20 protein-coding genes are annotated in these 23,546 nt (G+C 39.7%); 11 read left to right on the top strand and 9 right to left on the bottom strand.

Annotation, left to right across the window (positions count from 1 at the left end; genetic code table 11):
* The first annotated feature begins 189 nt into the window (after positions 1-189).
* From MSSIT_RS00110 to MSSIT_RS00095, 4 genes are all read left to right on the top strand, one after another.
* Positions 190-1,191 carry a CBS domain-containing protein gene (locus MSSIT_RS00110; protein ID WP_048168954.1) on the top strand — a complete coding sequence of 334 codons (1,002 nt, stop codon included), beginning with the start codon at positions 190-192 and terminating at the stop codon, positions 1,189-1,191.
* A 62-nt stretch (positions 1,192-1,253) separates the two neighbouring features.
* Positions 1,254-1,541 (top strand): hypothetical protein, encoded by a 288-nt coding sequence (locus tag MSSIT_RS00105; RefSeq protein ID WP_048168952.1) that lies wholly within the window; start codon positions 1,254-1,256, stop codon positions 1,539-1,541.
* A gap of 55 nt (positions 1,542-1,596) precedes the next feature.
* Positions 1,597-2,442 (top strand): CBS domain-containing protein, encoded by an 846-nt coding sequence (locus MSSIT_RS00100; protein ID WP_048168950.1) that lies wholly within the window; start codon positions 1,597-1,599, stop codon positions 2,440-2,442.
* A 296-nt stretch (positions 2,443-2,738) separates the two neighbouring features.
* On the top strand, positions 2,739-3,515 hold the full coding sequence (locus MSSIT_RS00095; protein ID WP_187151835.1) for a CBS domain-containing protein: 777 nt from the start codon (positions 2,739-2,741) through the stop codon (positions 3,513-3,515).
* Positions 3,516-3,767: 252 nt separating this feature from the next.
* On the opposite strand, the gene MSSIT_RS00090 is transcribed toward MSSIT_RS00095, so the two are convergent.
* Positions 3,768-4,559 (bottom strand): TIGR00266 family protein, encoded by a 792-nt coding sequence (locus tag MSSIT_RS00090; protein WP_082088827.1) that lies wholly within the window; start codon positions 4,557-4,559, stop codon positions 3,768-3,770.
* 195 nt (positions 4,560-4,754) lie between these two features.
* Between MSSIT_RS00090 and MSSIT_RS00085 the strand changes: the two genes are divergently transcribed.
* Positions 4,755-5,927, top strand: coding sequence for an RNA ligase (locus MSSIT_RS00085; protein WP_048168948.1), 1,173 nt, complete (start codon positions 4,755-4,757; stop codon positions 5,925-5,927).
* Between the two features lie 155 nt (positions 5,928-6,082).
* Positions 6,083-6,475 carry a rolling circle replication-associated protein gene (locus MSSIT_RS25810; RefSeq protein ID WP_449288715.1) on the top strand — a complete coding sequence of 131 codons (393 nt, stop codon included), beginning with the start codon at positions 6,083-6,085 and terminating at the stop codon, positions 6,473-6,475.
* Between the two features lie 181 nt (positions 6,476-6,656).
* On the opposite strand, the gene MSSIT_RS00075 is transcribed toward MSSIT_RS25810, so the two are convergent.
* Positions 6,657-7,634: a hypothetical protein gene (locus tag MSSIT_RS00075; RefSeq protein WP_148704644.1), complete on the bottom strand. Its 978-nt coding sequence runs from the start codon at positions 7,632-7,634 to the stop codon at positions 6,657-6,659.
* A 133-nt stretch (positions 7,635-7,767) separates the two neighbouring features.
* Positions 7,768-9,291, bottom strand: a complete 1,524-nt coding sequence (locus tag MSSIT_RS00070) for a PAS domain-containing protein (protein WP_048168942.1) — start codon at positions 9,289-9,291, stop codon at positions 7,768-7,770.
* Between the two features lie 406 nt (positions 9,292-9,697).
* Between MSSIT_RS00070 and MSSIT_RS24400 the strand changes: the two genes are divergently transcribed.
* On the top strand, positions 9,698-9,973 hold the full coding sequence (locus MSSIT_RS24400) for a hypothetical protein (protein ID WP_052721456.1): 276 nt from the start codon (positions 9,698-9,700) through the stop codon (positions 9,971-9,973).
* Between the two features lie 176 nt (positions 9,974-10,149).
* Positions 10,150-10,832, top strand: a protein-coding gene (locus MSSIT_RS21520) for an IS1 family transposase (protein ID WP_148704643.1) whose coding sequence is annotated in 2 segments (ribosomal slippage) — positions 10,150-10,470 and positions 10,473-10,832 — 681 coding nt in all. Because the reading frame shifts where the segments join, the coding sequence is not laid out codon by codon here.
* A gap of 651 nt (positions 10,833-11,483) precedes the next feature.
* Here the strand turns inward: MSSIT_RS21520 and MSSIT_RS20985 are convergent.
* Together MSSIT_RS20985 and MSSIT_RS00045 are read right to left on the bottom strand one after the other, a co-directional pair.
* Positions 11,484-14,051, bottom strand: a complete 2,568-nt coding sequence (locus MSSIT_RS20985; protein ID WP_261789161.1) for a PAS domain-containing sensor histidine kinase — start codon at positions 14,049-14,051, stop codon at positions 11,484-11,486.
* 57 nt (positions 14,052-14,108) lie between these two features.
* Positions 14,109-14,513 carry a PAS domain S-box protein gene (locus MSSIT_RS00045; protein WP_048168937.1) on the bottom strand — a complete coding sequence of 135 codons (405 nt, stop codon included), beginning with the start codon at positions 14,511-14,513 and terminating at the stop codon, positions 14,109-14,111.
* Positions 14,514-15,828: 1,315 nt separating this feature from the next.
* Here MSSIT_RS00045 and MSSIT_RS00035 point away from each other — a divergent pair.
* From MSSIT_RS00035 to MSSIT_RS00025, 3 genes are all read left to right on the top strand, one after another.
* A complete protein-coding gene (locus MSSIT_RS00035) occupies positions 15,829-16,881 on the top strand; it encodes an elongation factor Tu (protein ID WP_048168933.1) in 1,053 nt (350 codons plus the stop codon).
* Between the two features lie 130 nt (positions 16,882-17,011).
* Positions 17,012-17,500 carry a gamma-glutamylcyclotransferase family protein gene (locus MSSIT_RS00030; RefSeq protein ID WP_048168931.1) on the top strand — a complete coding sequence of 163 codons (489 nt, stop codon included), beginning with the start codon at positions 17,012-17,014 and terminating at the stop codon, positions 17,498-17,500.
* Positions 17,501-17,763: 263 nt separating this feature from the next.
* Entirely contained in the window at positions 17,764-18,639 is an 876-nt protein-coding gene (locus MSSIT_RS00025) for a class I SAM-dependent methyltransferase (RefSeq protein ID WP_082088825.1), read from the top strand.
* A gap of 56 nt (positions 18,640-18,695) precedes the next feature.
* Here the strand turns inward: MSSIT_RS00025 and MSSIT_RS00020 are convergent, their stop codons facing one another.
* The 4 genes from MSSIT_RS00020 to MSSIT_RS00005 form a co-directional block, all read right to left on the bottom strand.
* On the bottom strand, positions 18,696-19,469 hold the full coding sequence (locus MSSIT_RS00020; protein ID WP_048168925.1) for a sugar phosphate isomerase/epimerase family protein: 774 nt from the start codon (positions 19,467-19,469) through the stop codon (positions 18,696-18,698).
* A 284-nt stretch (positions 19,470-19,753) separates the two neighbouring features.
* On the bottom strand, positions 19,754-20,233 hold the full coding sequence (locus MSSIT_RS00015; protein ID WP_048168921.1) for an RNA-binding domain-containing protein: 480 nt from the start codon (positions 20,231-20,233) through the stop codon (positions 19,754-19,756).
* Positions 20,234-20,393: 160 nt separating this feature from the next.
* Positions 20,394-20,954 carry a dephospho-CoA kinase gene (locus MSSIT_RS00010; RefSeq protein WP_048168917.1) on the bottom strand — a complete coding sequence of 187 codons (561 nt, stop codon included), beginning with the start codon at positions 20,952-20,954 and terminating at the stop codon, positions 20,394-20,396.
* A 417-nt stretch (positions 20,955-21,371) separates the two neighbouring features.
* The gene (locus tag MSSIT_RS00005) at positions 21,372-22,616 is read right to left on the bottom strand and encodes an ORC1-type DNA replication protein (RefSeq protein WP_048168916.1); all 1,245 of its coding nucleotides are present in this window, start codon (positions 22,614-22,616) and stop codon (positions 21,372-21,374) included.
* Between the last annotated feature and the right edge of the window lie 930 nt (positions 22,617-23,546).

Genomic DNA, 23,546 nt, shown 5'->3' with positions numbered 1-23,546 from the left:
ATAACAGAATAACAAACAAAAGTAAGTGTTCAGAAAGATTCGAGAGAAGATTGCTTTAGGTTTTGTTTGTTTCCAGTAGCAACCGTGAGTCTGCTAAAATATGAATTGCAGACCCGGGAAGAAAATTCTGCAAAATGCAGTAGAGGAAAAACTGATGATAAAAAAAGCAATTAACTGCAACTCGATTCGGTGATCCTATTGAACAAAAATACGACATTTGTACCAGTCGAAAAAATGAATGTTCAGCCACAATTGAACAAATCAGGTAAAAAGGCACAACAGAAAGACCCACACTCGGTCAGCAGCATGGGCACAATGAGAATAGGCCCCAGTTTCAAGTCCCGCATTTCGGAACATGAGGGAAAAATTCTTGCCCTGGCAACAAGGGATGTAGTAACTCTCCCTCCCACCGCAACCATCATGGAAGCGGTCAGAATTATGACTGAAAGGAGGTTCAGGCGTATCCCTATCACAGATGCTGGCACAGGGAGACTGGAAGGAGTCGTGACTTCTGTTGATATTATAGATTTCCTGGGAGGGGGCAGCAGAAACCTCCTTGTCGAAAACCGCTTTAAAGGCAACCTTCTGGCTGCAATAAACGAAGAAGTACGCCAGATTATGCAAACTGATGTTGCTTACATCAATGACCAGGCAGACTTCAAGGATGCTGTTACAACAATGCTTGAAAAGAGGACCGGAGGCCTGCCAATCATAAATGATGAAATGCAGGTCGTCGCAATCTTTACCGAAAGAAATGCCGTGGAACTGATGGGTGGGATTGTGACAAACAAAACCGTTGATGAATATATGACCAAAAATGTCACAATGGTAACAACAGATACGCCCATCGGACAGGCAGCAAAAGTAATGGTGCAGAACAGGTTCCGAAGACTTCCTGTAGTAAAAGACGGAATTTTTGCAGGAATAGTCACTGCCTCGGATATCGTCCATTTTCTTGGAAGAGGAGATGCATTTAGCAAACTCACAACAGGAAACATTCACGAGGCCCTGGACCAGCCTGTAGGCTCCATTGTTTCACAAGAACTGATCTGGACCAGCCCTGGCACAGATATGGGACAAGCTATGGAAATCATGCTCGAGAAAAAAATAGGCTCACTTCCGGTCCTGGAAGACGGAATGCTCCGCGGGATTATTACAGAGAGCGACTTCCTGAGAGGGTTTGACCTTTAAACAGGAGTTTTAAACGAGAATAAGACTTCTGCTAAACCGAGAAATAGAACTAAACAAGCCAGATGAAGTCCGGAATAGATCTGGAAAAAATCCGAGCTTGGTTTAAAGAGTTTGGGAAGGGAGGTAGACTTCTTGGCTGGACAGACCAGGATAGACCCTGGATTTTTCTGAAATCTCAGAGCGTAGCTGACCTCAAAATACTATCTGAAAGCCACTTTCTAACTGCCCAGCCACTTTCTAACGCCCTATACTCCCCAATCAGTCTGTACTTCTATCTGGCCTGGCAGGAAATAGGCCGAAGTTATGCAAAATATCGAGATTTACAGCTAAATTGTAAAGTTTATGTTTGATTCAAAAACTATAATTGTTAATACTTATATATTGTAGAAGTGAAGGAGGTATTCCATGAATGTGGCGGACATCATGAGCTCACCTGTGTACGCTATAAACACAGATGAACCCGTGTCACGTGCAAGAAAACTGATGTTAAGACACAGAATCAGTACGTTGCTTGTCCTTAATGAGGGCAAAATGGTGGGGATCGTTACGAAATCAGATATCAGCAACCGCCTGGCTCAGACCGAACCTCTCTGGAGGAGAAGGCCGATCGACCAGATCCCGATCAAGTTGCTGATGACAGAATCCGTAATCACCATTTATCCCGAAGCCTCCATTTCCCAGGCAGCCGCCTTAATGCTTGAGAACGGAGTGCATGACATTCCGGTGGTAAAAAACGATATTGTAGGTATTGTCACCAGGACAGATATCGTGCGCTATGTTGCCGAACACGCGGATGAAATAAATACAAAAATCCCCAGACTGATGACCGACGATGTCGTTTCTGTTCACAGACACCACACAATCAACCATGTGATAGACGAAATGAACAAAAACGAGATCGAAAGAGTGATCGTAAAAGACGACGCGGGAAAACCTGTGGGAGTTATTTCAAAGAGGAACCTTGCCTTAAACCTCTTAACTGACAATGAAGGCAAACTTTCAACAAAAAGCATCAAGATGACCAGGAAATCTTCGCCTGCAGGTCAGAAAACTTACAGATACGTAAAAGAAGTGCCTTTGACAGCGGAAGACATAATGATTACTCCAATAATATCCATTGATGTAAACGAAAAAATTAGCATTGCTGCAAAAAAATTGATCGAGGAAGAGATAACTGCCCTGCCTGTCAGCGATGGCGAAGAAATCGTAGGAATCCTGAGCAGGACAGACATTATGAAATCCGTGCTCTAAAATGCGGACTTAGAAATGAAATCCAGTAAAAGATGAGGAAAATGTCTTTAAAAAGGTAAGAAGTAATTCACTATATGCCTTTAAAAAAGCAATAAATAATCAAACATGACATAAATAAGTTCACAACGGCACGTATTTACGGAGGTATATACGGCAAAAAAAGAACAGAAAGGGACAGCTGTAAGCAAATGAAGGATGTGAAACAGGAATTTAGAAAAACGGATTCTAAAAGTCTGTAAAAACGAAAGTTGAAAAGAATTGAAACTAAAACTCTGGATACGCATGAGGTGAAATGCATGCAAGCTAAAGACATAATGGTACAACCACACAAGATTGATAAGTCAGACACCATATCTCACGCCCTTGATCTAATGGAAAAAAAAGATACAAAACGCCTGCTGGTAGTGCATGATAACCAGGTTCTCGGTGTACTTACCATGAGAGGTCTGACAGAACAGCTCGGAACCCGCAGGAAACAGAGCAAACCCGCATCCTCTTTGCATGTTGCAACAGCCGTATCCGATAACTTTGTAAAGGTCTTGCCAGATACCGACACTAAAGACGTTCTCACCCTTATGAAAAAAAGTGGAGGCGTGATCATTGTCACTAACAACGGAAACGCAATGGGCTGGGTGACCCCACAGGAATTTATGGAAACAAACCATTTCACAGGCTTTGCCGGAGAGGTAATGGAAAAAAACCCGATCATTGTCAACCCCTCAGACCGCGTTAGTCACGCCAGACGCCTGATCCTTGATAATAATGTGGGTAGGCTGCCTGTAGTTGAGAATGGAAAGCTTGTAGGAATCATTGCAGAAGAAGATATTGCTTCTGCAATGCGCTCTTTCAGGGATCTGGTAGCTGACAACCAGCAAGACTCCAGAATCAAAAACCTGCTTGTTGGAGACATTATGACCCGTAGCGTGGTCAGCGTATATACCAACACTCCTCTTTCAGATGCGGTTACTACCATGCTGGAACAAAATTTGGGAGGTGTTCCTGTCCTCAATCTGGAGGAAGAACTGGTTGGTTTCCTCGCACGCAGGAATATTATAAACACAATCGAGGAATAAACTTCAGAGAGAAGAGAGGGAAAAGCCTGACTCTTAAGGGACAGGCCTTCCTGATCTTTTAATCTTTCCTTTTTTACTCGTTTTCATCAACTTATTAACTCGTTTTCATCAACTTATTAACTCGTTTTCATCAACTTATTATTATCTCACTTTTGCGATCAGTTTCCTTTTGCCTGTTACTACTCAGCAGTTGTTTCAAGCAATTATTTCTGGCAGTTATTTCTGACAGTTATTTCTGGCAGTTATTTTTATTTAGAAAGACTTGTCTCCGCCAATAAGGCCGCCAAGGATATCGCTTCCACCAATGCCGGTCTGTTCTCCTCTATTCTGATTGGAAGTTGAAGCTGCATAGATTCTGTCAGCGAGGCGTGAGAAAGGCAGGCTCTGCATATACACGGTTCCCGGGCCTGTTAGGGTTGCAAGGACAATTCCTTCGCCTCCGAAGAGGGCATTTTTGAAGTCCTTGGACCAGGTTATGTCGTAATTTACAGTTTCGGTAAAAGCTGCCACACAGCCTGTGTCAACATGGTATGTCTCACCCGGAGCCAGATCCTTTCTTACAACCGTGCCTCCGATATGGACAAAGGCAAAGCCGTTCCCCCGCAACCTCTGAAGAATGAAACCCTCACCACCGAAAAGCCCTGTTCCGATTTTGCGGGTAAAAGCCACTTCCACATCCACACCGCGGGCAGCGCAGAGAAAAGCATCCTTCTGGCAGAGGATACTACCTCCGAATTTTGAAAGATCAAGGGGGATAATCTTTCCCGGATAAGGAGCCGCAAAGGCCACATGCCCTTTTCCGGAACCTTTGTGGATAAAGTTTGTAATAAAAAAACTTTCCCCGGTCAGGGCTCTTTTCAATCCCTTTTTCAGACCTCCGAGGAGTCCGCCCCCCTCACTGCCCATACTTGTCTGCATCTGGATTCCGGGTCCCATATATGCCATGGCTCCGGCTTCTGCCTGAACAGCCTCACCTGGATCAAGCTCAATTTCAACGATTTGCATATCGTTCCCAATAATCTCGTAGTCGATATCGTCAGCCATTTTGTAGCCTCGTAACTTAATTGAAATTCAAGTACAGAAGAAATTAGTAGCCACATACTTAAAAAGATATTTGATATATTGGCTTATTCTTTAGAAGCAAACCGATTTTTGTGAATGGATATTTTGTAAATAGGTATGTCCTAAAGCCAGGAAAGAAATGCTAACTTATTTCATGCCTGAACACAGATAAACAGTATGCACAAAGAGGAGAATGGGGAAATAGACCCTGACTTTATAAACCGGCTGGCGGGTTTCCTGGGCTTTGAGGAAGAGAGAGTCCGGCACCTTTTTGAAAAGAAGTACCTTGCCCGGAACTGGGGCAAACATGAGCATATGCTCCGTTTCGATAAGGAAATTTCCCATATAGAGCACGGGACCGTACTTTATGAAAAAGGCAGCTCTTTTGAAATTATCATGGGCTTCCCGAAGATTCGGAGAGCCATGGTCCTTGACCCCACGCTTAAAAAACACTTCAACGGCCTCAGTAAACTGACTGTAGAAGAAAAAATGAACGGGTACAATGTCCGGGTAGCGCAGGTCGACGGAGAGATCCTTGCAATCACCCGGAGCGGATATATCTGCCCCTACACAACAGAAAGGGCAAATGCAAAACTTAACCTAGAGTTCTTTGACGCTTTTCCGGAACTTGTTCTCTACGGTGAAATGGTAGGCCCTGACAACCCATATGTCCCGAAGACAATCTATGACGTCGAGTCCGTGGAGTTTTTCATCTTCGATATCCGGGAGAAAAACACAGGCAAACCCCTACCAACGGCAAAAAGGCGGGAGACGATGGAAAAATATGGCTTTTTCCAGGTACGATCCTTTGGGGAAATTCCCCTGGAAACAGCCCCCGAAGAAATCGCAAACATCATCCGGGAACTGGGGAAAACCGAGCATGAAGGCGTGGTCATCAAAGACCCGGAAATGGTCCTGCCCTCTCTTAAGTACACCTCCTCCCAGAGCAACTGCTCCGACCTCAGGCACGCCTTCAAGTTTTACAACGAAGCCGGAAGGGATTATATGCTCTCCCGCATAGTCCGGGAAGGTTTTCAGACTGTGGAATGGGACGAAGACGAAACCGAGTTCAAGAAACGCTGTATACAGCTTGGAGAAAGCATCCTGAACCCTCTAAGAGAATCAATAAGAAGTGTAAAGGACGGAGAAAGACTCTACGAAGAGGTCAGGATCAGGGTAAGGGACCTGAAAACCGCGACAGAATTTGAGAATTACCTCAAAAGACTTGGGGTAGATACAATCTTTGAAGCCCCACAACCGGCAGGAAACGAGTATCTGGTAAACATCAAGAAAATCAATAAAAGCACCAATGATAAAACTCAGGCGATCTGGGAAGGAGAACTCTGGTGACTGGATTTACCTGGTAATAAAAACAGTTTCCGGTTATTTTTGATTTACTTCTTTTTTCTGCTTTTTCTTTCTTGATCGATTTTCTTTTTCGTGATTGATATTCTTTTTCTTAATCAGTTTTCTTTCTTAAACATTTTTTTGTTCATGATTTAGCAATATGTTTTATTTTCTGTAAAATCACAAATCTCAAGAAGTTACAAGGTAGAAAATTCTATTATGCCTGGAACAAAGCCATCCGCCAGCACTATGTAGTCTGTGAACTCACTTTAACCGCCCATCCCTACGGTTATAAGTCCCTTGTAGAATGTAACCAGAAAACCCTTGAAGCCCTTGAAAAATTTATTGACTTCATGCGTTACCATCTCCCGGATCACGTAGAATACATATCCGTCCTAGAATTCCAGAAAAACGGCAGAATTAACTTTCATGTTACCTTTTTCGGTATCAATTGGCTAATGAATAAATCAGCCATTCAATACGCATGGAAAGGTTACGGAGGCGGGGAAATTCTTGATATTCACACCATCAGGCGTAGAGGCTCTTCATAGCATTGGTCCCGCAGTAGACCCGAAGAAGCAACAGGGGTTGCGCCTTACGACCATCTCAGAAAGTACCTTGAAAAAAGCATGAGTCCAGAAGAGGGTTTCATGTTATGGGCCATAGGTTGCCGGAATTGGACCTGCTCTCGATCTCTCCTATCAAAAAAAGAAGAACCGTCGTGGAACAACTTTATGCTATCTGTCTCTGACAAACCTCTTCGTTTTTTCTTTGACTTTCAAACGCATAAGTCTTATAGTTATCGATGTACTTCAAAGCATCAAAACTCTTTATCTCATAATTCTCTACGAATTCTTTCATAACTAATATGGTTCTGTTTAGCTCCCCGTTTATTATTTCGGGTAAAGGTGATAGATTTTCTTCCATATTTTTTACGTCAACCTTCTCGAAATCGCTGAATTTGACAATTTTTTTTTCAAGAGCTAATGAAATTACCGGACTACTGTAATCTCTTTCAATTATCTCCTTTTTCCAGGTATTTACTGCATTATTCAGCATTGCCACAACGTCCGCCATTCTAAAAAGGGCTATCGCTTTTCCAAGCTCTGAGGCATCAAAGCTTTCAGAAGCCATCAAATCAAGTATGGAAAGAACCTCCACCATTGTAGAAGGACCCTTGTTCCGGACAACAATATAGTAAGGGTATGCAACCTTATTCCTATTCACTAGATATGAAAACTCCATTGATCCGGCAACATTACGCATTGCCAGGAAAAATTCGCCCCTGAATTCATTGTATCTTGGAAGGGATATTACATGGGTTCCAAGTAAATCAGAAAAAATATCAAGAGTTATTTTTGCATAAGTATTGTTGCCGGCTGCAGGCTGTAACGGTATATAATCTCCAGATGTAACTCTATCTGCATTGTAGAGCATACTCAACATCTCATAACTGAATTTATCACCCCCATTCATCTTTATTAGAAACTCGTTATCACATGCATCATCGATAGCGGTATCTACTAGAGCTAAGCAAGCCTTTAAGTCAGCAAGCCTGTAAACATCAGATGGACTCACACAGGAAAGATACAGTCGTTTGTAACTATCATATAGCCATTTAAAAAGACTAGGCTTTCTATGAGGACTTGCAACTTTTCTGTAGCTTGAAAAATAGCCTTCCCACAAAGTGTTATGTTCAGATGTTTCCACAATTACCACCACTTTTATAGACAGATTATACATCAAATATCATCATGTGTACAATAAGACAAGGGGTCTCCAAATCTCAGGCTGATACCTGATTCTTAGCATCTTAATTTTCATTAGCTAACCTCACTTTCATCTAGTTCTTAGAACTCATAAACCATATCTCAAATTTCGTTCCTGACACTTTTTTAAGTTCTATGTCACCTCCAATTTGATCAACAAGAGTACTTACCAACTGTAAACCTAGTGAACCAGTATTCTTGAAGTCAATAGAATCAGGAAAACCAATTCCGTTGTCTTCGACAATTAATGAAAAATCCCTATGACAGCAGGAGTTATTTTGCATATCATTCTCAGCAATTCTACTGATTAAAACCTTATTTTTTTCATTAACTTCTTGGTGAAGTTTTATGCAAATTTCACCATTCATTCCGTCTGGAAATGCATATTTTAGAGAATTAGAAACAAGTTCGTTGATGATAATACCTAAAGGAATGGCAATGTCCATTTCAAAAAAGAAATCATCGACATCCAGGTGCAAGCTTATGTCGGAGTTTCCCACCTTATATGAATTGAAAAGATCATTTGTTAATTTCTTAAGATAAGAGGCAAAATTAATTGTTTCCATATCCTTAGAGTTATATAACTCTTCATGAATGATAGACATCGATATAATTCGATTATGACTTTCTTGGAATGCTTCAGTAATTTTTTTTTGATCAAGAGTACCAGACAGTAATTTATCGCATTCTAAGTCCAGAAGGCTCGAGATTATCTGCAGATTATTTTTAATTCTGTGATGTATTTCCTTTTTTCGGAGCTTTTCGGCTTGTTCAATGGTTTCCATTGAAATTTTTCTCTCGGTGATATCCTGAATAAAGCCCTGATAAAGTCTTTTTTCCTGATTTATGTTGTTTACAACCTGAATAGACTCAAAAAGCCAAACTATGTTCCCATCCCTGTTCTGGATCCTGTATTCTTGTTCAACTAGAGATTTAGATGTAGTTTTCAGTTTTATTCTATTTTCAAAGAAATGACTTTTATCTTCAGGTCTCACCAGCTGTAACAACCTAATTTTTCCAGAAAGAAATTCGTCGCTTCTGTAACCTGTAATTTCCTCTGTGGCTCCGTGTAGCAACTCCAACTCAAAATTGTTATCCAGCTGAAATCCAATTCCTCGAAAATTCTGCAAATATTTAACTATTTGTTCTTTGTTCATTTTGAGTTGTTCTTCACTTACCTCAAGTTTTTCCCTGGTATGCTTGTTTTCTGTGACATTTTTAAATAAACCAATGCCCCTATATACGCGATTGTTTTCATCTTTCAGGAAAATCGAGTTGTCTTCCACATAAATATAACTTCCATCTTTTCTCTTAAACCTGAATTTTTGCCCGAACTTTTCCCCGGTCTTTAGAGAATTTTCCAATGCATTCCATACTCTTTCTTGTTCTTCAGGATGTATGAGTTCTTTGCATGCCCCCAGATCAAAGTTACTAAATTCCTCTTGAGTGTAACCGGTAAACTCCTCGATAGCTCCTGACCACTCAATCTTACCCGTAATTGCATCACCGTCAAATATTAATTGTCCTGTCTGCTCGGCTATGAAAAAGAATCTTTCTGCAATTTTCTCAAAATTTTCCTTATAACAATTCTTTTCCATGTATTTCCTCCTAATAGGGTCAGATACATCATAGGATGCAAATTATGTATTATTCATCCAGATATCTATATATATTAATTATAACTCAATTCTATTTAATAAGTCTATTTCTATATATTGTAAAGATGTCTTTTTTTCCAAATTTTATTTTATAATAAGAAAAAATATAATTTTTTTCGTTTTCAATTCCAAGTTAAATACCAGCTGGATAAAATACCATCACCTGGCTAAAATATCCTCAATCAGTTTATATCAAAGATTCTGAAGCCATAAATTTTTATGTGAAAGATGTAAGAATCCTAACCCCTAAAGAATATGAAGCATTAAAGGCCGCTATTCCAAAAGATCAGCATAAAACCATACTCTCGATATACTCCTTATTACAGGAATACGATACGCAGAGCTTTTGAGGCTCTATGATAATCCACCTTGGTATAATGAAAAAAGAAATATAATCCACCTGCCGGAGGAAGCACAGAAGAAGCACAAAAGGAGGCAGCTTGAAAGAACTATTCACCCTTTGCCTTCCATGTTCAATTATATGCTTAAAGACTTCTGGCAGGCCCGGAAACCTCCCTTAGAAAGTACCTGGAATAAGAACCTTCAGAGATGGGCTATATCTGCAGGCATAAATCCTTATGGTCTTTCTGTAAAGTCAAGTAGAAAAACATTGGAGTCCTAGTTAATTGCTGCCGGGGTTGTTGAGTCAACTGTATGCTTGCGGCAGGGTCACGATTCCTTAACCTCTATGCGTCATTATCAGGGGCTTGCCTTTTCAGAGGATGAATTAAGAGACATTAAAAAACAAGGTATTGGTAGTTAATTATAGTTATATATTATGAAAACCTACATTTCTGCATGAACTGCCCAAGATGCAAAAATTCCAATCACACAAAAAACGGTATAGTTTGTGGACGTCAACGCTACAAATGCCACGATTGTGGATATAACTATTCAGTCGAGCTAAAATCAACTGCTAGTTCTCCTCTAGTTAAGAGACAGGCTTTGCAACTTTATCTTGAGGGATTAGGATTTCGCTCAATAGGACGATTTTTAGGGGTAAGTCATGTTTCTGTCCAAAAATGGATAAAGAAATTTGGTCAGGAGATAGAGGAGCTAAAAAGCGAAAATGAGATATCTATTGTTGAACTGGATGAGATGCACACTTACATCGGTAACAAAAAAAATATTGCTGGATCTGGATTGCTGTTGATAGAGTTGGGAAAAAGTTCATCAACTGCTCTTTTGGTAGCAGAGGAACGAAAACTGGACAACTACTCTGGGAAAAATTAAAGAAGAAAGAGATTGGAGAAGTGATGACTGATCACTGGAGGGCATATGCAGAGTTTATTCCTGAAACCATTCATACTCAATCCAAAGCAGAAACGTATACAGTTGAAGGATATAATGGCATATTGAGGCACTTTCTGGCAAGGTTGAGACGAAAGACAAAGTGTTATACGAAGAGTCTTGAAATGCTAAAGTACTCTGTTCTTCTATTGATGAAACACAGAAATAAAGAGTTACCTCTATTTAATTAGCAATACCAAATAATGTACAATAATTTAAATAACATTAATTATTATGTTATTAAGTCTTAATTGTGTGAACAACCCTTCCCGCTTGAGAATGTGACTCGGGCGGTTAGTAACTCTTTTTCAGGTTTTAGCATTTATTAATAATTTATGCACAAATTTTAAATTTGATAATTATTTTATATTAAATGTCAAATGTATAATTGACAGTGATGAAAGCTCAAGGGTTGGAAGAACTAGTGGATGAACAACCTCCCTCATGAATAGCCATCCAGGAAAGGAAATCCCTTTCTCTTAATTCCAACCCATCCCTATCCTTTTTAAAACAAATCTTTTGAATCAGAAAAACAGATATTTTCTATCCAGAACAGATCCGGAAGAAGCTTTCAAAAATAGAAAGACTATATTTTTTTACTACCGGAAAACGGAAATTATTTTTCTCCAGCTGCAGATCCTCAATAACTAGACCTTCATGAATGTTCAATCAACAATCTTATATACATGACTTTGACAGTTACCTAAAAACTCTGGTAGTATGCGAATTCTCTGAACCACCTGGTACACCTTAGTTTGAAGAATTCAATTAATTCTGGACACAATATGCTTGAGCTTCGTCTAAAAGAGGCGGCACTTGTAGAATAGATTGTTCATGATAAGTCAATCATTTCTCAAATCAATCGGTATTGTAAACGTGAATGTGCTTCCCTTACCAACTTCACTTTCAACATGTATTTCCCCTAAATGCATTTCTACGTAATGTTTAGCAATTGCAAGGCCTAATCCAGTTCCGTCATGAGCACGGTTTGAAAACGAGCTGATCTGTTTAAATGGGTCAAATATAACTTTTTGATATTGCAGAGGAATGCCTATGCCGTTATCAGATACGGAAATCTGAACATTGCCATTCATTATTTTAGAATCAAACCACACTTTACCGCTTTTAGGTGTGAATTTGATTGCGTTACTAAGAAGATTATAAATGATCTGCTTGATCTTTAATTTATCAGCTTTTATTTCTAGCTTTTCGAATTCCACGTTGACTTCCAGATTAAGATTTTTCTCTTTGATCAGGGGGCCCATTAATACTATGATTTCATCTATTACTTCCTGGAGATCTATTATTTCAGGCGCATATTCCATGTTGCCTGATTCTATTTTTGAAATATCGAGTATATCATTGATCAATTCCAACAGATGATTACCACTTTTCAGGATATTGGAGACATAACACATTTGTTTTTCATTTAAATCTCCAAACATTTTCTCATTCAAGATCTGGGAAAAACCAATAACCGAATTGAGTGGTGTGCGAAGCTCATGGCTCATGTTTGCAATGAACTCCGATTTTACTTTATTTGATTCTTCAGCCAAGGCTTTAGCCTCAAGAAGAGCAAACTCAGCCTGTTTACTTTTAGTTATGTCTGTTAAGAACAGCGTAAGTCCAATAACATTTCCTTCGTCATCCTCAAGAGGACTGTACACATTCTTCTTCCATCGTCTTTCGAGTAAGAAATCACCGTATTCTTCAACAATAGTGAAGGCTTCGCCTGCAAGCACTTTGTCAAAATTAGCTTTTTCCTTTTCCACATCTACAGGATTATTGATGTAATTAAGCATGCTGACATCGATCTCTATCTTTGCACCCCATATATTTTTCATCGTCATCTGATGATTTTTATTAAAGGCGATGTACCGGTAATCTTTATCAAGAGCGAATATGACAACATCCTTGGGACTTTCAATAACTCCCTGCAGGAGCTTGTATGCCCGCCTGTATTTCTGTTCCGCTTTTTTCAGATTTTCTTCAGCCCTCTTTCTTTCAGTAATGTCCCTGCACACGCAAAAAGCTAGTTTCTGATCATCTAAAATAGCTCCGTTTGAGCTAACTTCGATATAGAGTAAAGTTCCATCCTTACGACGGTGGCGTGTCTCGAATTTAAGGCCAGACTCATCAGTACTATTTATGATTTTAATTAATTCTTCAGGTGTCCATTGGTTGTCCCAATCCCATATGTGTAACTGGAGAACTTCATCCATGGAATAGCCCAGCATATCAGCATATTTCTGGTTAGCCTCAACAACCTCACCTTTATCGTTAACAACAACTATGCCATCATTGGACTGTTCTATAAGAATACGCCTTCTGAAAATTTCCTCTGCAAACCTGTCTCCAGCTCTCTTTCTTTCGGAAATGTCTCTGCCAACACCCAACACTCCTATGAGTTTTCCACTGGAATCATACAAAGGACATTTAATTGTTTCCATGTATTCTTTATGTCCATCATCAGCATAGGTAATTAATTCCTCATTCATTAAAGGCTTGCCAGCTTCTAATACCTCGATATCCTTTAGTCTGAAAAAATCTGCAAGTTTCTTATCAACAAAATCATAATCGGTCCTTCCAACAATCTCCGCTTCTTTTGCACCAAAGTAACGCTCAAATTTGGTATTGCACCTGAGATATACTCCCTCGACATCCTTTAGCCAAACCATATCGGGAATAGTATTTACCAATGTACGCAGCTGTCCCTCACTATTCATTAGTGCAATTTCTGCATTCTTACGTTTAGTTATGTCAATTGTTGTTGCCATAACCCTTTCTACACCGTTGATGGTCACAAGGCTCAATCGGACGTGTTGCCAGAAATATTCATTGTTTGCATTCATACTAAGCCATTCGAATTCTTGTGTCCCTTCAATGGCAGCTTTATGAATCAAACTGAGTGCATCATTAAAGGAATAAGGTGTGTTCAGGCAGAGATTTTTTGCATTTAACTGCTCGAATGAAGAATAACCATACATTTCACAGGTTTTAGGATTGGCATCGATAATCTCACCGCTTTCCTTGTCAATTATGATTATCGAAACAGGTGCTTGTGTGAAAAGCATCCTATATTGCTCCTCTCTATCAAGAATAGTTTTTTCTGCTTGCTTGCGTTCAGTTATGTCTTGAAATATAGCAACAAAACAATCGTTGTCTATCTTATACGAACTAACACTATAATATTTATTTAATTGTTTGATGGATGTTTCGAAATTAACAGGAACGCCAGTTAGCACAACATTTCCATATGTTTCTATTAAGGATGTTTCTTCAATACCCGGAAGAATTTCAGTAACACGTTTTCCAATGATATCGGTTACTTTCAGTCCAGTATTTTTCTCAAACGCTTCATTTGCTTCTAGAAAGACATAGTCTGTCGGATTTCCAACCTCGTCAAAAATTATTCTGTGGACAGCTATCCCACTGATTGCGTTTTCAAAGAGGCCATGATATTTTTTCTATATACATACTAAATCTTTTTCAGCATATTCATCTATAAGAAGGGATTCCTCTTCCACTTTTTTTGTTTCAGTTATGTCACGGACTATGAAGCAAAGCAGTGTTTTTTCTTCGGTGTTAATTGGAATAGCACAAATCTCAACATCATGGATCTCATGGTTCCGCAGTTGATGTTTAAAAGTAAAGTGATGTTTAATCCCTTTTTTAGCTTCAGAGAGCTTTGCTTTCATTTTTATTTCAGACAATATATCTATTTGACTTATTTTCTTTTGCCTAAGTTCTTCACATGACCAACCATAATAATTAGAAGCAGCATTGTTAGCATTAATGATATACAGGCTCTCAGGATCAATAAGCAACATAACAGCATAATCATTATTGAATAGTTGCGTATAGTCTACCATTTTATCATCCAGAATGCATTTGGAAGACCTAGGATTCTCTTTCATTATATCCTAGTTTTTGATATTTTTCATAGCCAACTATTGTTGGTTTACTTGAATTCTAGAATCTGACTTAAATATTTTGTGCCAGTTTTCTGCTAGTTTAACGTTTACATAATGTAACTATTATATTAATTCAGTGTATAATAATATATGATTGATCCATTATAAATTATTTTGGGCTCTTCGCTGTTTCAAGGGGCTAACTTAAATCCATCTAGTAAATATCGAAAGAACATATATAAAATTTAGACGCACTTGCAATTGAAAATCACATTCAAGCTCGATACTCCCCTTTTTGGCTTAACCACTTTATAACTACACAAATATTCCCAACCCACCGGAAATAGCGAAGAGCCGAATTCTGTTATCACTAATAATATAATTTACTAGGGATGCCAATGTTAATTTTGCATTTCTTCTGCACTTCTCAGATAATGAATTAATACAGACAGTCCTTAGAATAAAACAACCGTTAAAAAAGAAAAACAACTCAAATTACCTTATATTGATTGAAATCTGCTACCGCAATATCCGGAGGCGTGACTGTACTCGCTCTCACGCTTCCGCAACAACAAACACAACTGCCATTAAGAATCGATTTCTGCAATAACTTCTATCCTTCCAGTTCTGCGAGATATGGTTTCTGCTGCTATGCCTGCTGCCTATCCCAGGTTCGGACTGGGAAATAACTTTTTAAGATCATAGTGATGAGGCGAGCCAGGGGGGAACTGAAAGAACAGGAAGCGGTTTTACTTTCCCAATCCCCTGCATAGTGGGAATTTCAATATCGAAACTTTTGTAAAAACTTCTAACTCCGGTCATCTTAGACCGTACTGAAAGATCTGATAGTTTCTGATCTTGTAAATGCTTTCGAATTCCGATAAGATAATACTTGATTTGCCTTTGTCTCATCAATCTGCCTGACATTATTTCGTCTTACAATTAGGTTAACATTTATACTGGTGTTTTTTCCGTCCAATATGTATAATTTTACATTTCCAGAAGGTAAAGCTTTTTAGTATTAATAGCAGGATTAAGGGTGTTAATTCAGTTTATGATTAAAGGGTTGCTTACTAGCTCACTTACTTTCAATTTAAAACTCTTAGTAAGTCTATATACTACTTTAGTCGTCAGATTCAGAAATATTAAGAGTTAAAGTCCAATTAATCTTTAAATTCAACTAACATTGCATTCAAAGCGAACTCAACAATCCGGAAGTACTCTCACAAATATCATAGATTTAGAAACATTAATTCAGAAAAGGGGACTCACAATGGTAAACGTTGCAATTATAGGGACAGAAAAAAGCGGAAGGACCTCCCTTGCCGCAAACCTCGGGAGAAAAGGAACGTCTTCCGACATAACCATGTACAATAACGATAAGGAAAGCCGTAAAATGGTTTTTGTGGATGCGCACAGCTATCCGAAAACCCTGAAATCCCTGATTACGGCCCTGAATATTTCCGACCTGGCAGTCCTGTGCATCCCTCCCCAGGGCCTGGACGCCCATACCGGAGAATGCATCATTGCCCTGGACCTGCTCGGGTTTAAACATGGAATTATTGCCCTTACAAAGTCGGACAGCACCCATATGTATGCAGTTGACGAACTGAAGGCAAAAATAAAGGTAATCACTGCAGGAACTATACTCCAGGACTGGGAATGTATCGCCCTGAACACAAACAAAAGCGCAAAGAATCCCTTTGAAGGCGTAGACGACCTTAAAGCCAGTATAAATGAGATGGCAGAGAAAATAGAAGCCGAACAGGCAGAACTCAACAGCCTGCCGGCAAGGATCTTTATAGACCACGCTTTCAATGTGACAGGCAAAGGTTGTGTCGTACTCGGGGTTGTCAAGCAGGGCATCTCAAAGGACAAGGATAAAACCAAAATTTTCCCGCTTGACAGGGATATCGAAATCCGCTCTATCCAGAGCCATGATATTGATATTGACAGCGCCCCGACAGGCACAAGAGTTGGCATGCGCCTGAAAAATGTACAGGCAAAAGACATAGAGAGAGGCTTCATCATTTCCGATAAGGAAATCGTAACTACTGACTATACCCTGGAATGTACCATCTCAAAGTTCACGAAAAAGATAGAACCTGCAAGTGTCCTCCACCTTTTTGTCGGTTTGCAGTCCGAACCCGTGCGCGTTGAAAAAATCCTGTTTGACGGAAATGAAGTAAAAGAAGCAAAACCGGGAACCACCTGCTTGCTGGAACTTTCGGGAAACAAAAAGGTTGCCTACAGTAAAGAAGACCGTTTCCTGCTCGCAAACCTTGACCTGACCCAGCGCTTTGCAGGTTACGGTTTTTCAAAATAAGATAAAAAGAGCTCGGATTAAAAATCGAATTAAAAAACGGATTGAAAATCGGACTAATGTCGGATCGAAAAACAGATTAAAAGATCGGAAAAAAGATCGGACTAAAAAGGATGTGTGAAGAAGGGAAAACATGTCTCAGGAAACAGATCGGACTCTTTATGGCAGGGTCTTCCACAGGAATGTCTGCTGGCAGCGCTCATACGAAAGAGTGGAGGGTGAAGAGCTCATAATGGCACTTTACGGCAGCTTAAGAAACGAGCTTTACAATAACCGGCGTTTCGATCTTCAAAATCGGTCTGAATTCCTTGGGACTACAAAAATCGATGGATATACCCTCTATTCCCTTGGCCCCTACCCTGCTGTTTATCCTTCGGCAAACGGTGCCGTGGTCGCAGAGGTGCGCAGGTTTTCAGGAAAAAAGCAGCTTGAAGTTGCAAAATCCATTGATTATATGGAGCTTTTTGGCGGGTACCACAGGGAATATGTGGACCTGGAACTCCCGGAGAAAAAACTCAAGGGAATTATTTACGTGTATGACGAAAAGCCCGAAACTGAGGTAATTGATCATGGGGACTGGACCAGATACCTCAAAGAAAAAGAACTGCCTGATGACAGCTGAATAAAATAAGATAAATACTGTCTGATAAGATAAATACTGTCTGCGTGAGGAGTTCCCAACACACCGAAACTTTATTAACAGGGAATCCTAAAAATGTTCGGTGATGAACAACAACTGAACCATTCTTTTTTATTGAAAGATGTTAACGTTTAATCGTAGATATAGAGTCACGGTTAATCGCAAATATAGCGTCTGAAGGCTGATTGTAGATATAGAGTTTGACGGTTAATCATAGATATTGGGTCTAACGGTTAATCGCAGATATGAGAGTCTGTGAAGTTGGAAAGGAGGGCTCATTAATGAATTTTACAGATATTATTGAATTTGCAAAAAAACCGCAAATCTATACAGAAGGGAATGCTGTTATGTGGACAGATGACCACATTTCAAAGCAGTTGTTGGATGTTCACCTAAACCCGGATATCGACCTTGCAAGCCGGAGAAGAACGAGTATAAAGAGTACTGTGGACTGGATTTTAAATTCGGTCAATCTGGAAAAAATGAACATTCTTGATCTGGGATGCGGGCCCGGATTGTATGCCGAGCTCATGGCGGAGAGAGGACATAAAGTAACAGGTGTCGATTTCTCTAAGAATTCAATCGAATATGCCAGAAGTGAAGCCATAAAGAAAAATCTGGATATAGAATACTTAAACCTGAATTACCTTGAATTGCGTGAAGAAAATAAATATAATCTTGTAATGATGGTTTTTACTGACTTTGGTGTCCTAATACCAGAGGCAAGAAAGAAATTGTTGCATAATGTTTACAGGGCTTTGAAACCTGGCGGAACTTTCATTTTTGATGTTCTGAGCGATAAAGACATTGAAACGAAAGTTGCTGAGAAATCCTGGGAAGTGGAAGAGCGTGGCTTCTGGAAAGACAGATCACACCTGATTCTTTCAGAGTCCTTTTACTATCCGAAAGACAAAGTAATATTGTATCAGCACATAGTGATCGATAATTCTGACAATTTTGATGTATATCGTTTTTGGACTCACTTCTTTAAGTCTGATGATCTAAAAAAAATACTGGGACAGGAAGGCTTTGAAAAAATCGAGTGTTATGACGATGTTTTGCCGGATATCGATCTCTGGAATGGAAATAATGTTATCTTTTGCAAGGCAACTAAAAAGTAATTTCAACAGGTTCTTCGGGTGAAACAATTATTTTGAAAAAGCAGAGCCTTGAGTACTCACAGCTTCCTCAAGAATTCAAGGCTTTTGATCCCTTCTTCAACCGAAGACATTTCGGTAACAAAGATTCCCTTATAGTTTGAGAGCTTCCCCATAACGTGCTTCCAATCTATGTTACCCTCTCCGAGGGGAAGATGCTCATCTTTTTTACCCATGTTATCGTGGATATGCACATGGGAAATTCTGTCATTCAGCTGGTCCAGAAACTCGTCTATAAGCCCAACAGTATTGGCATGCCCTACATCGAAGGTAAAGCCCACGTTATGGCTCCCGATAGCATCGAGCATTTCCTGCATTTCGTCAGGGTATTTGCCAAAAATCTTCGGAAAATCGGGCATATTCTCAACAGCTATAATGATCCCGAAATCTGCGGCAAAGTCGCATAATTCCCGGATAGAAGCAAGATTTGTCATGTAGGCTTGATCTGGCACCTGCGCTCCGTAAGGAGAGAGATAGCCGGGATGTACCACAGCAAGGCTGACATAATTAGAGGCAAGGGTAAGATAGTTCTTCATCTGCCTGAGGACTTCTGCACGGATTGAGTCGTTCAGGCCTGCGAGGTTCATATCAGAAAAAGGCAGGTGCAGGGTCAGTTCCAGATTGGTGGTTTCATAAATATTCTTCAGGTTCTGAACAGTTTTGCTGCTCAGGCACTGGGATCCTTCCTGTACGATCTCCCAGCCCGTATATCCGTGGTCTTCGAGTGTGTATGCCCACTTAAAAGGGTCTTCAACGACCGCACGCGATGAAAAACTGATTCTAGGCAGCTGCATGATGACAATTCACCCCTGTTAATTTTCTTTGTTATTCGCCTTTGTTATTCGCCTTTGTTATTCGCCTTTGTTATTCGCCTTTGTTATTCGCCTTTGAATTCACTTTCGCTAATGCATCTTTGCTAATTAACCCATCTAGTAGTTTTTGTTAATTAGTCCCGTGTAGGTCATCAATTTTGATTGGTCCCTTTTAAATCATCCTGATTTACATAAATTTGGGACGGGAACTAAATTATACTTAACTAGAATTTGCAATTAACTGGACTCCTCTGGATTCCGGGATTTCAATCTCTTTCAACATAGTCCATTTCCACTTCAACAACCGGTACCCCTTCTTCGGTGAGAGGCAAAAGCCACTCAAAGAGTCTTTCCATCTCTTCAGGAGAGTCTGCCCTGATTACAACTTCGATGGAACCCAGAGGCTCTTCTTCAGCTGGAGCGCTGGGAATTCCTACAAAAGCTGCCTGTTTGTTCAGTAAAAAACGAACTAAAAGCCCTTCACCAGATAATCCTTTACTGAAAACCTTGTTGCGAATACTGTCTATAATCGTTTCCCTGCGAATAAGCCCGTGCAGGGTAAACAGGAGATCAAGTCCTCCCTCGCCTGTAAGCCAAAAAGCAGGAAAAACTCCTTTTTCGGATTCTACTGCATCAAAAGGATCTTTTTGGAGTTTTATGCCTGTGAAGAGAACCGAAATTGCTTTGGTGACCTTTTCAGGGTCTTCCGTAGGATAGACAGCTGCTGAAACCTTTACATTTATCATAGATTTACTCCACTATAAGCTCAAATGGGATTGTTCCGGAAAGTTTCGGTTTTTCGGGTTTGTTTTTGAACACCAACCCGTCAGATTTACCTGTCAGATTTGTTTGAACAACTGAGTTATTTACCTTTAAAAGTAACCTGTCAGATTTCTTCTTAAGATATTATTTTTCTGGGCTTGATTTCAAATAGTTATTCAAAACATCACTAACATCTTTTCTGAAGGTCTCAAGAGCGAAGTTGTTTTCGATTTCCACATTGGAAGCTTCGATAGCTTCCCCCATACCCCAGCTGAGTTCTCGTTCGTCTCTCTGGCGGAGCCCATCGATACTGTCCATATCATCGCTTCTGCCCCTTTTTTGGACTCTGGAAAAGCGAACCTCAAGGGGGGCGTAAATCGAAATCAGAACAAAACCTTTTCCGAATTCCTGCCTGAAGCACTCCACTTCGGCAATCCCGCGCACACCATCAACAACTACAAGTTCCGAACCTGTTTCCCTGATCTGAGAAACGCAGCGTCTGGCAACGGCATTCATGCCCTCACATTTGCGAAGGTCCGTTGCAACCATTCCGGTATTGGAATCATTAGGCTCGAGCCCACGCTTCAGTACTTCCTTCCTGATCACGTCACCCATAATAATAACAGGAATGCCCATCTCAGCAGCAATCCGGGAAGCTTCGGATTTTCCCGAAGCTGGCATGCCTACAAAAGCTATTATCTTCATCAAAAATTACCTTTTAAACCTGAGTCCTTGGATTTAAATTATAAGCCTGAACGGATTTGAATTACAAATCTGAGTTTATTTGAATTGTAAACCTGAGATATAAACCTGAGATATAAATTTGAGTAGAAAACTCAAAAATCTCGGTAGAAACCTCAATAGAAACTCGATATTATAATATTGTAAATTTGAATTATTAATTCTGGTAGAAATTTGAATAATATGAAACCTGAATATATTGATCTATACCTAGATGTGAGTTGATCAATGTTTGCATGTGAACCGAGCTATTCTGACACATGAATTATGATATGCTCCTAGACAAACCACAGGATCGTATATATTATTTCCTGAAAATGTGGCTATCCTGAAAGATTGGAGGAAAAGCAGAAAGGCCGGACCAGAAAGATAATCCGGACTTTATGAGAACATCTTGTTGAAAACGGAAGTTTTGAAGTCTACCAGAGGTTTGAGCCTGTAATCTTCAAGAAGTACTTTGCGAGTATTTTCCACAGGCACACTTAAAGAAATTTCTTTTGTCCTGCCGTAACGGCCCTTGCTGACTACTACGGCATTTACTATACCCAGCATGTCAAGCTCTGACATCAGGTCGGTGACCCTGCGCTGGGTAAGAATATCCACGTCAATATGATAACAGAGCTGGCGGTAGACGTTATACATCTCCCCGGTTGTGACATTCTTTCCTTCTCTTCCCCGGCTCCTGAGCAGGATAATGCTGTAGAGTACAAGCTTGGACTGGGTGGGAAGAGTCCTTACAACTTCTACAACACGGTCAATTTCGATCTTTTCCTGTGCGCGCCTGACGTGTTCTTCAAGAACCTGGGGCTGGTTTTCTCTCTCTGCAATTTCTCCCGAAACGCGCAGGAGGTCAAGAGCCCGGCGGGCATCGCCGTGTTCCTGAGCTGCAAAAGCTGCACAGAGCGGAATTACCATTTCACCCAGTACTCCGTCGTTATAAGCCATTTTTGCCCTTTGCTTCAGGATATCGCTGATCTGTTCGGCATCATAGGGTGGAAAGATCAGTTCTTCCTCTCCCAGAGAACTTTTGACTCTGGGATCCAGAAATTCCGTGAATTTGAGATCGTTAGAAACCCCGATCATGCTGACCTTGGCTTTCCTAAGGTCTGTATTGATCCTTGACAGATTATAGAGGACATCGTCGCCTTTCTTTATCAGCTTGTCAATTTCGTCGAGAATTATGATGATAACCTGATCTCTTGCATCGATTGCTTCCTTGAATTTCATGAAGACCTGGTCCGTGGGCCACCCGGTCATAGGGACCTCTTCTTCGAAATGCCTGGCAAGGTTTGCAAGAAGCCTGTACTGAGTATCGATTACCTCGCAGTTAATATAAACAACAGAACAGAAAATTGATTTATCTTCACTTACCCTTTCAAGTTCCTTTCCCACATATCTGGTAACTGCAGTTTTTCCTGTCCCTGTTTTTCCATAAATCAGGACATTCGAAGGGGTCTCTCCCCTGAGAGCAGAAACCAGAATAGTTGCAAGACTGTTTATCTGTTCATTCCTGTGTAATAACAGGTCCGGTGTATAAGAAGGACGAAGAACCTCTTTGTTTTTGAAAATTGACTTTCCGTCAAGTAATTTTTCGAATAAGCCGTCTAATGATTGAGCTTTTATCATGAATGACCCTCTTCGTATAAAAGTTATAAAAACACAGATGTAACGGATTGAACGAATTTATATGGACAATTATATGTACGGTAAATACACAGACAGAGTGTGTAAAGTTAAGAGCAAGTCAAATGTTAAGAGCAAGTCAAATGTTAAGAGCAAGTCAAATAAATTTAATGAGCTTGCATGCGTTTTTCCTTATTAATCTTAAATTTTCAACCTTAATTTTCAGTTTCGTTTTTAACTTAATTTTACAATTCTTCTTTGACCCTTGATATTTGACCCTTAATTTTTTTAGTTTTAAGTCCTAATTTTCAGTCCCAATTATTATGCCAAGTTTAAATGCTTGAAAGGCCTGCCTGAAGTATCATATCATCAATTTTCCATTGGTCCGATAATCGAGGAAATTATAAATGTTTAATTCAGATTTTGAAAGAGTTTTAGAACATTTTCATTATTCCGAAGTTATATTTCGGAAATTTAGAACATCCAGACATGGAAAAGATATATGGGAAGGTGTAATTGTTAATTTTCAAATTGTCTTTCACTATTGATTCTCGATAATTCTGGAAACCTAGTTTGTTATTTCGTATAATTTTGATAGGTCAAACCTTATTAATGAGAATTCCACGAAGGAAGATGGATAGATAAATGCATGTTTCTTAAAGGTAATGCCTGAAATTGCCTGAAATTTTTATTCCCAACGGAAAGGGGATAAACTGAAGAGCTGGTTGCGCACTTTAAGGTATCTCTTAAACCCTGATAAATCTATATTAAATCTGTATTCGGAATGCTCTTTAGCTAAAATTTTCGATAATAATTGTATATAAACATATGATATCAGGACATATTTGCAGTAGATGCAATGGAAGTACACGGTATTAATAGTTATGGTGAGGACCCCTTTATTTCCATTGGAGTTGTGTTTAAACATAAATA

It is taken from the genome of Methanosarcina siciliae T4/M (assembly GCF_000970085.1).
Classification (GTDB): Archaea; Halobacteriota; Methanosarcinia; order Methanosarcinales; family Methanosarcinaceae; genus Methanosarcina; species Methanosarcina siciliae.
The sequence above is the reverse complement of the archived record's forward strand: the minus strand, read 5'-3'. Positions and strand labels throughout refer to the sequence as shown.

What these genes read in the sequence shown, in the direction of transcription:
- MSSIT_RS00045 (WP_048168937.1), bottom strand. Translation starts at nt 14,513, where the DNA reads ATGGTAGACTATACGCAACTATTCAATAATGATTATGCTGTTATGTTG.
- MSSIT_RS00095 (WP_187151835.1), top strand. Translation starts at nt 2,739, where the DNA reads ATGCAAGCTAAAGACATAATGGTACAACCACACAAGATTGATAAGTCA.
- MSSIT_RS00025 (WP_082088825.1), top strand. Translation starts at nt 17,764, where the DNA reads ATGAGAGTCTGTGAAGTTGGAAAGGAGGGCTCATTAATGAATTTTACA.
- MSSIT_RS00005 (WP_048168916.1), bottom strand. Translation starts at nt 22,616, where the DNA reads ATGATAAAAGCTCAATCATTAGACGGCTTATTCGAAAAATTACTTGAC.
- MSSIT_RS00090 (WP_082088827.1), bottom strand. Translation starts at nt 4,559, where the DNA reads ATGGCTGACGATATCGACTACGAGATTATTGGGAACGATATGCAAATC.
- MSSIT_RS00030 (WP_048168931.1), top strand. Translation starts at nt 17,012, where the DNA reads ATGTCTCAGGAAACAGATCGGACTCTTTATGGCAGGGTCTTCCACAGG.
- MSSIT_RS00015 (WP_048168921.1), bottom strand. Translation starts at nt 20,233, where the DNA reads ATGATAAATGTAAAGGTTTCAGCAGCTGTCTATCCTACGGAAGACCCT.
- MSSIT_RS00100 (WP_048168950.1), top strand. Translation starts at nt 1,597, where the DNA reads ATGAATGTGGCGGACATCATGAGCTCACCTGTGTACGCTATAAACACA.
- MSSIT_RS00070 (WP_048168942.1), bottom strand. Translation starts at nt 9,291, where the DNA reads ATGGAAAAGAATTGTTATAAGGAAAATTTTGAGAAAATTGCAGAAAGA.
- MSSIT_RS00020 (WP_048168925.1), bottom strand. Translation starts at nt 19,469, where the DNA reads ATGCAGCTGCCTAGAATCAGTTTTTCATCGCGTGCGGTCGTTGAAGAC.
- MSSIT_RS00035 (WP_048168933.1), top strand. Translation starts at nt 15,829, where the DNA reads ATGGTAAACGTTGCAATTATAGGGACAGAAAAAAGCGGAAGGACCTCC.
- MSSIT_RS00010 (WP_048168917.1), bottom strand. Translation starts at nt 20,954, where the DNA reads ATGAAGATAATAGCTTTTGTAGGCATGCCAGCTTCGGGAAAATCCGAA.
- MSSIT_RS00085 (WP_048168948.1), top strand. Translation starts at nt 4,755, where the DNA reads ATGCACAAAGAGGAGAATGGGGAAATAGACCCTGACTTTATAAACCGG.
- MSSIT_RS00105 (WP_048168952.1), top strand. Translation starts at nt 1,254, where the DNA reads ATGAAGTCCGGAATAGATCTGGAAAAAATCCGAGCTTGGTTTAAAGAG.